The organism is Pseudoalteromonas sp. Angola-4, assembly GCF_028599265.1.
Classification (GTDB): domain Bacteria; phylum Pseudomonadota; class Gammaproteobacteria; order Enterobacterales; family Alteromonadaceae; genus Pseudoalteromonas; species Pseudoalteromonas atlantica.
This window is the reverse complement of sequence record NZ_JAQREK010000023.1, coordinates 20,731-33,900: the sequence shown is the minus strand read 5'-3', so window position 1 is coordinate 33,900 and position 13,170 is coordinate 20,731. Positions and strand designations below refer to the sequence as shown.

7 protein-coding genes and 1 pseudogene are annotated in these 13,170 nt (G+C 41.4%); 2 read left to right on the top strand and 6 right to left on the bottom strand.

Annotated elements, in window-relative coordinates:
* Positions 1-74: 74 nt before the first annotated feature.
* Positions 75-338: a transposase gene (locus tag PSH48_RS18775; RefSeq protein WP_138607086.1), complete on the bottom strand. Its 264-nt coding sequence runs from the start codon at positions 336-338 to the stop codon at positions 75-77.
* 89 nt (positions 339-427) lie between these two features.
* Here PSH48_RS18775 and PSH48_RS18770 point away from each other — a divergent pair, with 89 nt between their 5' ends.
* Both PSH48_RS18770 and ttcA read left to right on the top strand, forming a co-directional pair.
* On the top strand, positions 428-745 hold the full coding sequence (locus PSH48_RS18770) for a helix-turn-helix domain-containing protein (RefSeq protein ID WP_273612101.1): 318 nt from the start codon (positions 428-430) through the stop codon (positions 743-745).
* A 180-nt stretch (positions 746-925) separates the two neighbouring features.
* Positions 926-1,705: pseudogene (gene ttcA, locus PSH48_RS18765) on the top strand (tRNA 2-thiocytidine(32) synthetase TtcA); the annotation flags it as partial.
* A gap of 60 nt (positions 1,706-1,765) precedes the next feature.
* Here ttcA and PSH48_RS18760 read toward each other — a convergent pair.
* The 5 genes from PSH48_RS18760 to recC form a co-directional block, all read right to left on the bottom strand.
* The gene (locus tag PSH48_RS18760; protein WP_273612100.1) at positions 1,766-2,833 is read right to left on the bottom strand and encodes a hypothetical protein; all 1,068 of its coding nucleotides are present in this window, start codon (positions 2,831-2,833) and stop codon (positions 1,766-1,768) included.
* A gap of 87 nt (positions 2,834-2,920) precedes the next feature.
* Positions 2,921-3,982 (bottom strand): hypothetical protein, encoded by a 1,062-nt coding sequence (locus tag PSH48_RS18755; protein WP_273612099.1) that lies wholly within the window; start codon positions 3,980-3,982, stop codon positions 2,921-2,923.
* Between the two features lie 312 nt (positions 3,983-4,294).
* On the bottom strand, positions 4,295-6,256 hold the full coding sequence (gene recD / locus PSH48_RS18750) for an exodeoxyribonuclease V subunit alpha (protein WP_273612098.1): 1,962 nt from the start codon (positions 6,254-6,256) through the stop codon (positions 4,295-4,297).
* Entirely contained in the window at positions 6,253-9,816 is a 3,564-nt protein-coding gene (gene recB / locus PSH48_RS18745) for an exodeoxyribonuclease V subunit beta (RefSeq protein WP_273612097.1), read from the bottom strand. Before recB ends, recD begins: the two co-directional genes overlap by 4 nt.
* A complete protein-coding gene (gene recC, locus PSH48_RS18740) occupies positions 9,803-13,105 on the bottom strand; it encodes an exodeoxyribonuclease V subunit gamma (protein ID WP_273612096.1) in 3,303 nt (1,100 codons plus the stop codon). Before recC ends, recB begins: the two co-directional genes overlap by 14 nt.
* Between the last annotated feature and the right edge of the window lie 65 nt (positions 13,106-13,170).

Genomic DNA, 13,170 nt, shown 5'->3' with positions numbered 1-13,170 from the left:
CTATGCAGGGATTGATTTTTTCATTGAATATACAGTGAGCTAGACAGTAGAACAATCATAAATATGTCTTTGTATTATATATCTTTCATCTCTCGAGCAAATATTTTAACAGCTTTTAATAACACTTCCCTTTCTCTTAATGTATGTTGAAGGTGCTCCTCAACCTTCATCAAAATAAATTTATTTTTGTTAGTGTCAAAACTTTCTTTGTGAACCTGTGCAATCCAAGCCTTTAACTGCTTAGTAGAAACTCCAATTTCACTAGCCACTTCAATGATTGGTGCACCGGTCTCAATAAGTTCATGTAATTTAATATTCACTCTAGAAGTATTTGTCATAAGTACCCACGCGCTTAGGATTCCTAAGTATACATGATAGACTAAAACTTAGAGAATCTAAGTATAAAGTCGTTTTTTATGATAATTCATTGGAATATATTAACCCCATACCAACTCAGCTTGCTAAAGCCAGAAAAAAAGCTAACTTATCTCAAAAGGATTTGGGGATTCTTATTGGTCTTGATTCTAGCTCCGCGAGCAGTCGCATGAATCACTATGAGAAAGGTAGACACACACCTGACATTAAAACGCTGAAGAGAATATCTTTAGAACTAGGAGTTCCACTAAACTATTTCTTTTGTGAAGACGACGTAACAGCCGAATTGGTAATTCAGATAGCTAACTTAAATAACTCCGAGAAGGAAGAGTTATTAAATCAAATTAAAGAAAAGTTTAACGCAAAATAACACCCTCCCCGAATATTTCTAATAGCACGTTTTGTAAAACATCATAAGCCTGAAAATACATCAAATCTTTCATTCTTCTTCCATAGTTAACAGTTACCTTATTTTTTGTTAAGTTTAAAACCTTTAACCTGTTGTAAATAATATAAAAAAATATTTTATGCATGTTATTATTCAATATAAGGTAAAGACAGTTACACCATGCTTGATATGCTTAAACATTTAAAGCGTGTGGCGCCCATTAAATTTGATTTATTTGTTGTTAATCTCGATCAAAAACAACCAGGCTTTCCTGAACACGTTTTACCTGAGTACCTTGATAAACAAGATATTGAATACAAAATTGTAGAAGAAGACACCTACAGTATTGTTACCGATATCATCCCTGAGGGCAAAACCACGTGTTCGCTTTGCTCTCGCCTACGTCGTGGTATTTTGTACCGTACAGCCAAAGAAATGGGCGCAACTAAAATTGCCCTTGGCCATCACCGCGATGACATGATCGAAACACTCTTTTTAAACATGTTTTACGGCGGTAAACTTAAAAGCATGCCGGCTAAATTAATGAGCGATAACGGCGAGCATATGGTTATTCGTCCGCTCGCTTATTGTAAAGAAGCCGATATAAGTAAATACGCATTTAGCCAAGGCTACCCTATTATTCCGTGTAACTTATGTGGCTCACAAGAAAACCTGCAACGTAAACACACTAAAAACATGCTAGCGCAGTGGAATAAAGACCACCCTGGGCGTATTGAGAGTATTTTTACTGCAATGCAAAATGTGGTGCCTTCGCATTTAGCCGATACAGAACTATTTGACTTTGAAAACCTAAAAACCGGCGACGTTATTGATGGCGGCGATATAGCACTCGATAAACCAGATATACCTAACGCGCCTGTAAGCGATGAAGATGAAAACCAACAGCAACAAGCTGATGTGGTTACTATTAACCTAAGCTAACGGTTTTAAAAATACAGTTAAGGGGCTACTCGCCCCTTTTTTTTATACTCATTAATCCTGCTAAGCGCCTTTATCAGCTAACCCTTTTAAAAATTCTAAACTCATTCGTTCTTGCTCGTTTGCTTGATAAGGCAACTGTTGCAAACTATCGTAGACAAAATCTGTAATTTCAAACTCAGTAATCTCACTGCTACCAAAACTATTACGCTCACCTGGGCTTGGCGACATGCGCTCTATCACAAAGTCACTTAAACGCATGTTAACCACCCCTTGTGGTAATACCGACCAATGCGCCTTTAAATCCACCGTTTGACTGCCTTGTGAAAGTTTCTTTTTAGTCACTAAATGTGCAAGTGGGGTCGTATCACTGTATAAATTAGCTCTAATTCTATATAAGCCGCTTTTAAGCACCTTTAAATGTGCTGTGGCTATCATGTTTTCGTTTTGTGCATAGGCATTATCAAAATCAATAAGCGTCGCACTGGGTGGCATATACTGTATTTGCGCAACTGCAGGTACCTTTTTACCTGCAATATTTGCCTTTACAAATAGCTGTAAATTTCGAGGGTAGTCTTCACTGGCTTTAAAGCTCACCGTAGCTTCACCCTGCTGAGCTGTGGTGGTTTTTGAACTGATTGACGCTTTAGTATCGGTATTGCTTAGCACTACATTTACCTCTGCTAGGTTTTGCGCAGCAATATTAACGGTTATTTCTTGCGGATATACAAACCGATATTTATCTAAACTAACTACGAGGGCATTACCCGCATCGTCAATGGGGCTTGTAACTGGGTAAAACTGATTGGGCTTTAAACGGTCTTCATCAAGTGCGCTTAAAGGCTGCGAATAAGGCGGGTATTTTAGTGCGCTTTGGTATTGCATTGCCACATGCTCTGCGGCACTGGCCAAGTGCTGATCATAATGTATTTTGGGAGGGCTTTTTGCCTGTTTTTGTTTTGGCACATCAATGGTTATTACCGTGTTTTTATCTGGGCTTGCTGGATCTGTCTTGTTTTTTATTGCCAGCGCAGCGGGAGGCTCAAGCGTTTTAACTTCATTTTTATTTGTAAACCACAGTAAAAACATCGCAATACTGACTACAGCGGCACCAATGTAAAACTTTTTCATGTTGCATCAATCCTTTAAAAGCGTGCAGCAAATAACTACACGCTCTAGCGTTTAATACCTAACGCGTTTATAAAATTTAGGTACTTATTAAGGGATCACGTTATAAATAAGTGCCGAGGCGCTTTGCGTGTTTGAATCCTTAATATAGCGGTAGTGTTTTTTCCAAAACCAAGTACCCGTTGTTTTATCAAATGTGTTAAAGCCAACATTTTGACCATCTACATTTATATTGTTCATGGCAATTGTGACATTCCCTTTGCGCTGCGCATTATGGATCTCGTTGTGGCTGTAACTGTCGCTCATCATCATTGGATAATGGTGCGGCATAAAGCTATTAACGGCATCGCCTTGTGATTTTAACTGGCCATTAGTATCAATAGTGCTACTACAACTACCAAACGATTTAGCCGCGCTTGCTCCACACGATGAATGCGATGCCACCACCGAATCATCATTACCTTTTAAAAATCCGCCCGTTAAACCTAGGTACTCATTACCATCGGCTACAAAACGTAAACGCGGCGTACGCGCATCTGGAAACGGCGAAATTTTGCGTGCGTTATTTACTTTTAAATCGTGTAATACGCCCACCGCTTCTGTCACATCGCTGCCTAACCACCATTTGAGTGCTGCATCCACTGCAAAGTTCCATGCTGCGCCAGTTAAAGCACTTACAGCAATATCGGCAAGCTCGCTGCCGCCCCCTGCTCCCGCTAAATCAAAGGTCGCCACAATATTAAGTGGCGTAAGGCCTGCATTTTCAAGCCAATTAGCTTGGTTATCAATAATATGGCGAGCAACTAAATCGCCTGTTGAATGCGTTACTAGTACACAGCCATCAGCACATAAGTTAGAACGCGATATTTGCTTTAATTTAGGCCATACCCAATCGGTCGCAATTTTACCTTCAATGCGCTCATAGGCAGGCCAATCGATACGTTCATCAGCACGGTTATTCCAATAGGTTTGCCAATAGGTTTCACCGTCGTTTATTACATCGCTGCCCGACTTATTGGTTATTTGCGATACCTGTAAGCCGTGGATCAGTATAATTTTGTGATCTTTACTCAGTGCAGAAAAGCTCATTAAAAACGCAGCGCTGGCTAAAAGTAGATATTTAAGTGTGTGTGTTCGTTTAGAGTTGTTCATATAAATCCTTAATGTGTTCAGTGTTTTATTTTTATGCCTATGTACTTAAGGTATTCATTTACACATGTGCAGGCGCACATGCATTGACCAGTATTAGGAACAACGCTCAAAAATGCAACAATTTATTATCATTTAAATTCTGCTAAACCTATATTGACTGTATATTCAATTATTTAAATTCAAATAATTGCAATATTTAGTATTATTTACACATACCTAGTAACTAGGCAGTACTAAAGCAAAAAAAACCTAACGCATAAAAATACGTTAGGTTTTTTAGTAATTAGTTCTATCTTTAAATATAAACAGGTATTAGTATTTTAAGCGCTCATACAATCCTGAGGCTCTTGATACGCTTTTGCTCATGGCCAATTGCAGTACTTTTTTATCGGCCACCAGCTCAAAGGTGTTTTTAGCACGTGTTATGCCTGTGTACACCAGCTGCCTATTTACACCCATACTGGCGTGTTTAAGCGGCGGTAAAACCATAGCCGTATAACTAAACTCCGAGCCCTGCGATTTATGTATGGTCATTACATACACTTTATCGTGAGCAGGCAGGCGCGCAGGTGAAAATGCCCGAACCGTGTTTTGCTCATCAATAAATAACGCTTTTAACTGCCCGCTTTCATCGGGCATTAAAATACCAATATCCCCATTAAACAACTTAAGTTGATAATCGTTTTGGCTCACCATAATAGGCATACCACTGTAATGGCGCTGGTTTGGGCTTACCGATATTAACCCTTGTTGCACAAGTGCGCGCTCAATGCGGCTGTTTAAGCTATTTACGCCGTAATCACCCTCACGAACGGCCGCTAATAATTGATATTGAGAAAACGCCGCGTGAACATCTGCAACACTTGCCCCTTGTGCAATTAAATTTAAATAATGAGCGTAATGCTTAGCAGCACTGTTTATTAATTTTTCTATGGGTTTTGCAACAAAGTCATAATCTAAAATAACATCGTTAAATTGGCCTTGTGTGCTTTGTTGCTCTACGTATTTTAAAATACCGTTATGGTTAGTATTAACCGCCAGAGCAAGCTGGCCAATGCCACTTTGTGCATCAAATCGGTAGCTGTGTTGTAAAAACGCAATGCAATCGGCTAGTTTAAATTCGCTATGTCCAGGCGACGCTAATTTAGCCTCTCCTTTAAAACATAAAGCATTAAGCTCATCACATCGTGCTTGCGAGTAATTAGGCGTTTCACCCAATGCTAACACTTGGCATAAATCACTCATTACACTGCCGGTATCTACCGAGGCAAGTTGGTCTTTATCGCCAAGCAATATTAAACGCGCATGCGCAGGCAGTGCTTCTATTAATTTAGCCATGAGTGATAAATCAACCATGCTGGCTTCATCAATAATAAGTACATCTAAATGCAGCGGGTTGGTGCTGTTATGCTTAAATTTATTAGTAAAGGGTTTAACCCCTAAAAGCCGGTGAATGGTTTGCGCGCTATCGGGAATTAAGGCCTTTATATCCTCAGGAATAATTTTAAGTTGCTCTTTTGCACCTAAAATTGATTCACTTAAACGGGCTGCCGCTTTACCTGTAGGCGCCACCAGCTTTATGCTTAAAGGTGCACTTTTATAAAGCGACTGTAAAATAGCTAATAGCTTAGTCACGGTGGTGGTTTTACCAGTCCCTGGCCCGCCCGTAATAACGCTAAAGCCTTTTGTTGCTGCAATAGCACAAGCTACTTTTTGCCAATCAATCGCAAGCGCTGAATTATCAACAAAGTAGTCATTTAATAATTGGCTGAGTAACTGGGTATTTATATTTAAATGGCGCTCACTCATCGCAAGTAAACGTGTAGCTAAGGTGTGCTCATAATCAGCTAGGCGCGCAAAATAAAGCCGTTCGTTAAATAACTGTAAGGGTTTGGCCTCGCCCACACTGTTATGGGCACTTAAACAGCTAAGCGCATCGAGGTAGTTAAAGGCTTCGTTAAAAGGCGATGTAATATTTGGTACATTGCCCTCGGTTTTAGTAAAGTCGCTTTGGCGTAAATTAAACGGGTTTTGCCAGTCGACTTCTTTTAATGTTAAACAGCTATGCTGGCTTTGCTGTGCTAAACACAGCAATAACACTATATAAAACACGTCGTTTTGCTGGTTATCGCACAGCATTAAGGCAAGCTTTACATCTACCATTCTTATGCGTTCTTCATCTAATAAGTAGTCAAGCAGCTCCACCGTATTTAACGGTTGGGCAGGTGCTGGCGGCTCATCAAACAGGCTTTGCTGCATAGGGTAGTCACTCATAACATGGCTCCTTGGCTAAATAAGCCATCTAATAGTGTGATTTGCTCTGCGCTAAGCTTATTAAAATACACCCCTTTGCCCGCCGACATGCCGCGTAAAAAAGTATAATAAACCCCGCCTAAATGGGTTTCTATTGCATAATCACTAATGCGTTGTTTGAGTAATCGGTGCAGCGCAACGCTATAAATTAAATACTGTAAATGATACTGATGGCTATTCATGGCTTGCTCTAGCAGGTCGCTTTCATAGTCAGCGGGCGTATTACCTAAGTAATTAGACTTATAATCTAAAATATAATACTTCCCTTGATAGCAAAAAATTAAATCTATAAATCCCTTTAACAGGCCTTTTACATGAGAAAACTCGAGTTTGCTTTGGGTAAAACCAAAATGCTTAACCAGTATTTCGTTTAATTTAGGCGCGCTTAAACTATCTAAAGGTAAGTTAAATTCCATTTCGACTAGGCAATCTGTCGGGGCTAATTGACTTAAGCTTAACCCCTCATTGTTTAAAGGGCAGGTTAACGAATCAAGCACCCATTGCTCGGTCACGTGTTGCCAGCTTTCGCTAATATGATATTTATCCAGCGTATGTTTTACTACCTCTGCTAAATTTTGCTCTGGATTTGTAGGGTGTACTTGCGCACTGGTAAAGTCTATTTGTTCAAATATTTCATGCAAACAGCTTCCGGGCTTTGCCCCCTTTGGGAAACTGTAAGGCGATGGTATTTCATCTTGGCTGTTAGCAAATTCATCTTTTTCATGATCTTCATCGCTGCGTCCAGGCTCAATATGATCGGTGTGCTTTTTAAAGCTCAGCGCGCTAAAGCTGGTTGCTCGCCAATCTCGCTCTATGTTGGCTGTAACCGTATTAACTCTTAACGCTTGGCTTTGCTGCACTGCGCTATTAAGTGTTAATTGGCCATGTTCGGCCAATTGCTCAGCCGTAAATTGCTGATAGTGCATTTCGGTGTGAGCGTCGCAAAATTCACTTAAGTGGGTGCGCCACGTTTGGCTACTTGTAAGCTCAAGCCCTGCAAATAACACATGCCCTAATGCACTACTTTGTATAGCCAAACGGCTACTTTGCCCTTGCCCTATGTTATACACCCCAAGCGCACAAAAATGTACCGCGCGGGTAAGGGCAACATAAAGTAAGCGTAAGTCTTCAGCTAAGCGTTCTTGCTCGGCTTGTGCTAAGGCGTCTTCGTTTTTACTTAAATCGTAAACTAGCTGGCCGTTTTGGTGATAAAGCGCTTCTTTAGTTTCGCGATAGCCACTGGCAAAAGGCATAAATACCAGCGGATACTCGAGCCCTTTTGAGGCATGCATAGTCACAATTTTAACTAAATTGGCGTCACTCTCTAGGCGTACTTGCACGGTTTCGCCATCTTGCTGGCTAACCTTTTGTGCAAACCAACGTAGCAAGCGCAAAGTGCCTTCTAGCTCTATTTGCTTTTGCTGCAGTATTTCACCTAAGTGTCTAAAGTCGGTTAACCAGCGCTCAACGTTATAGCCAAGTCCTTGCCACTTAGCGCTCAGCTGATTATGACTTAACAAACGCTCAAGCATCGCCATTGCGCCTTGCTTGTTCCAAATATGGCTAAGTTGAGCAAAAAAGTTTAAGTGCTCTTGCCATTTATTTTCATCATCAGCAAGGGCGTAAATTTCGTTGTAGCTTAAACAAAATAATGGCCCGGCTAATACGCCGCGCAGTAACGACTCGTTGTATTGCCCATGCAATGCCGTTAAAAAATTAAGTAAATGGTGGCTAAGCTCTTGGCTAAAAACACTGTCGCGCGATAAATACACGCTAGCAATATTGGCATTGCTCAGTGCTTTTTTCATTATTTGCGCTTCTACACGGTCGCGCACCAATATACAAATATCGGCAGCGGTCACCTTATGCTTACCAATGCACGCTCGCCCTTGCTCGGCTTGCTCAAGCAATGTCACTATTTTATTGGCAAAATAGCTGGCCAAATGCCCTTGCCCTACCCCTTTGCTGGTGGGTTTGTTTTTTTCATCTGCAGCTTCATCTACAAATACATTAAATTCAAACGCGGTGGCAGGTTTGCCATCTATTGTAAATGTTTCATCGGCTTTTTTGCCTTTTGCTGCTACTGCGTTAAACGGTATGGCATCGTTATAAATAAAGCTATTGGCATGTTTAGAAAACAAGCTGTTTACACTGCTTACTATATCGGTGCTTGAGCGAAAATTGGTACCTAAAGTAAATTGCTGCTCAGGCTCTACCGACTCTTTTGCGCCAATATAGGTAAAAATATCAGCGCCCCTAAATCCATAAATAGCCTGTTTTGGGTCGCCTATCATGGCAAGCGTCGTTTTTTCTTGGCCATATATTTTGCTAAAAATTCCGTACTGAATCGGATCGGTATCTTGAAACTCATCAATCATGGCAACAGGAAATAGCTGCGCTATTTTTTGCGATAAAGCCTCGCCCTGCTCGGCATTTAAAGCACTGTGTAAATTAGTCAGTAAATCATCTGGGGTGATCACACTTTGCTCTTGCTTGCGTTTTACAATTGCCTGTTTAACCCACCGAGCTGCGGTTTGTACAACGGCAATTTTAAGGCCCTGATTAATTTTAGTATTAAGTGCGCTAAGCTCATCAAACAAGCTAAGCAGAGGGTGGCTAAATAATGGCTGATTTTTTTTATAATTACTGGCGTCACTTAAGTTTTCGCTGCTCCACACCTCAAACGAGTATTTATTGGTGCCAAATTCAAAAAATAACTCATCACCTAAACAAAATCCTTCAAGGGCCGTTAAACTGCCTTTTCGCCCAGGTGTTTTAGAGCCACTTAAACCCGAGCCCTTTATTGCAACTATAAACTCTTGCTCCAGCACTGCTTTTTTAAAAGCGGGTACTTTAGCAATGTACTCATCGCGAGCTTTAAATACGTCATCTAAGTTTATTTGCGGCACTATGTTCGCATTGGCTTTATTTAGCACACTACTAACTTGGCTAAATAGCGATTCAGGGGCTGCAAACACCTCTAAAATAGCATCAGTGCGTTCTTTATTAAGTGGGTATACAAAGGCGCGCCAAAAATCCTTAATTGTGTCGAGCAGTATGTCGCGCTCATCTAAAATAAATTCAAGGTTAAAAGCAACGCCCGATTCAAACGCATGCTGCTTTAACATGCGTTGGCAAAAACCATGAATGGTAAATATAGCGGCTTCGTCCATAGATTTAGCGGCGGCATCGAGTAAATCAAAGGCGCGGTGTTTATCATCTACTGCGGCTATTACACCTTCTATTAATTCATCATTTGGGTTTTGGCCAAGTAATGCATCGCGCGCAGCAATAATACGGCTGCGTACGCGGTCTTTAATTTCTTGCGTTGCAGCATCGGTAAAGGTAACCACAAGTATTTGCTCAACGCTTAACGGGGTGTTTATCTCCCCTGGTATTTGCAAGCCTAATAAATAACGTAAATAAAGCCCGGTAATGGTGTAGGTTTTACCTGTACCCGCACTGGCTTCTATTAAACTTTGCCCTTTTAACGGCATTGTTAGCGGATTAAGCGCTTGCATGGTCACTCTCCTTTGCATGTGCATGTAATGGGGAGAGTAATTTTTCGCTCCACTTAATAAACTCTTCTTGGCAGTCATTGAGCGATTGCACCGTTAAACGAATATACGGGTTTTCGCCCTCGCCGCGCCCTATGTATTGTGGGTTAAACTTGCTAATGGCTTTACCAATATCGCCACCACTTTTAACGTATTCATAGCCACTTACCGGATAAAATGCCACAGGCTCTTTGCGCAAGGCTTGATATAACGAAAACCAATCATTGAGCAAGGCATCGGCCTCATTTTTACTCAGTGGTGCAAAGCTAATTTGCTTATCAAGCCCTAGTAATAGGGTTTCAACATTTTGTTCCATACTTTGTGCAACAAGATGATATATAAAGCCCTTAATTAAATCTTTGGCCTTTATACTGGCACTTCGATAAAACACTTGTTTTTGAAGGTAAATATGATTAAGCCAGCCCTCAATGGTGGTGTTTTCTATACGCAAAGACACCTCAAGCGGGTCGGTCTTGCCGCTTTTGATATGCTCTTTTACTTGCCCGGCTAGTGCATCTACTCGGTGTGCCATGCTCTCGTACACTAAATTGCCCACATTGGCTTGTGGCAGCTCTCCCCGTTGCAATATTTGCTCTGTACTTAAAGGTTGCTCATTAATGTTGGCTTGCAGTATTTCGTCTAAATAAAAGTAGCGGCGCAGCGCATCTAGGCTAAAAGGCTCTTCATCTTTTGCGACTTCGTTAAATTCAGGTAGGCGTAAACCTAATGTTTGCTGGTAAAAGCTCTCTTGTGCGTTGCACACACTGCGAATAAATACATCAAGCTCTAATTGCGCGGGCGCTGTTACATCAATGGCTGTTAGCGGCTGCGCGTCTATACGCTCGCTTGGCAACCAAATAGGATTAAAACTGTGATTACTCAGCTTAGCCTCAGCTTCACTGTCTGCTGTGTAATACGCACGATTAAAAGGCTGTAAGTGCTGTTGATTAATTAAACACTCAGGCAGCGTTTTTTCGCTGTCATTTGCTAACGTAAAGCTGCGGCCGATGTACTCTAAAAGCTCGCTTACTAAGGTCGAGGGCATACGTGGTTGATTGTCAAAACACGAGCGGCCAATGTAACTTATGTATAAATTTTCGCGGGCACTAAGCAGGGCTTCTAAAAATAAGTAGCGGTCATCTAATTTACGTGAACGGTCACCTTTTTGTTTTTTAGAATACGGCACTAAGTCGAACCCTATTGGCTGCACCGTACGTGGGTAATCGGCATCGTTTAAACCAAGCATACACACCACTTTAAACGGCACAGCGCGCATAGGCATTAGTGTACAAAAGTTAACTTGCCCCACTAAAAAGCGCTGCCCTACGCCTTTTTCTTGAATGCCTTGTTTTATCAGGTAGCTTACAATTCGTTGCGATACATGTTTATCGTAATCGCCATTATCGTGGTGCTTTTTAAGCTCCTCTAAAACATTTTGCAGTACCAGTAAATCCCAGCTGTCTTCGCCCTCATTGTAATAAATAGCATTTATTAGCTCAGATAAAATATCCGCTTTATTACTAAGAGTATCATCAGGGGTTAGCTCATCTTTAAAGCGCTGCAGTACATCAATAAAATGCACCAATTTATTAAGGGTATCAAGCGCCATGCCCTCTACTTCATCGGCACTATAAATGCCGTTAAATGGGCATTGTTCATCGCGCTGGGCTATGCCTAGCAGTAAACGGTTTAAACCATGCTGCCAGGTATTTAAATCTATTGCGGGTAAATCAAAGCTACTTTTGTGCTCAGCATTTATACCCCATTTAACCCCTACACGCTCAAGCCAATATTGAATTTGTTCGTACTCGTGCGCCTCTAGCGCAAATTTTTCGGCAATTTGTGTTACTTGCAATAAATCAAGAATATCCGAAACACCAAAACGCGAAAACGGCAAATTGGCTAAGCTGGCAAACGAGCTCAGCACTGGTTTTTCTTGCTCTATGGCTAAATCGGCCAATGCATAAGGAATAAAGCGACTGGTGTTTTGCGCGCCGCCAAATACCGCTTCAATATACGGGCTGTACGTGCCTACATCAGGCATCATTACAATAATGTCTTTAGGAGTGAGCGACGGGTTTTGATTAAACAAAGTAAGTAAATAATCGTGCAGGCGCTCAACCTCTCTAAGCGGTGTGTGGCAATCGCTTAAAGTAATGCTGGTGTCGGTGTCGCTAATGGGCAGTTTGCCCTCATCATTTATAAACCATTGCTTGTTATCGGTAAGCGACTCACCTTTAAATGCCAGTTGGTAAATCTCGCTTTGAATTTGACCCAGTAAACTATCGTCAAACGCATCTATAAAGCCATCAATCCAACGCGCATCAAGTTGTACGAGTTGCTCAAAGTAGTCGCGCCCTAGTTTTCCCCATGACGATAAAAGCGGGTTACCTATAAAGTAGTATTCTTCATCAGGGTTAGTTTGTTTTTTTTGCTGCGCTTCTAAAAGCGGCATTTTGGCGTATTTGGCATTTATTTTGGCTGCTGTTTTTTCATCAACCACATCGCCCCAATAATGCTCGCTAGGATTAAAAAAGAATAAAAACACCTCTGTTTTTTTGCTCAAGGCTTCAAACACCTCAAGCTGCGAGCTCGCAATCGCCGATATACCAAATAAACTAATGCGTTTAGGTAGTAAGCTATTATCCATATTCTCAAGGGCATCGAGTAACTGCCCTTGCATATTGGCACGATGAAATTGGCTTTGCCCAAGCGCTTTACTGTGCGCCACCAGCTTTCGCCATAAATCGCTTTGCCACGGGGCAATGCTTACATCAACATCGTCAAGTTCGTCTTTGCCGCTATCCCAAGTGGCAATCCAATGCGGGCGGTACATTAAATATTGGTCGTACACATCGGCAATTTTTTCACACAGGGCAAAGGTTTTTTGCCCGTCTAGGTCGCCCTCTAAATAGGTTTTTAACGGCAAATAAAGCGGTTCATCAATACAACTGGGCAGTATTGCAAATAATTTCCAAGCAAGGTTAGGCTTATTAAATGCCGACTCTTTAGGTACATTGGGCAATAACTGCTGATACAACTGCCATATAAAGCTCGATGGCAGCGGAAAATCGACCTGCGCGGCTAACCCTAGGTTTTCGCTTAAACCAATTTTCAGCCACTGCGACATACCCGGCGACTGCACTAATACCACTTCTTTATCGAATGGGCTTTGCAACGGGTTTACTTTTAACAGCTGATTAAACTGAGCCTGCAGCGCTTCCATACGGTTTGATTGAATAATATTGAGCATACAACTGGAGTCCTTACTTGAAGTAAAACCAGTTTAAGATATTTTCATTTATAGGGGTAGCGCAA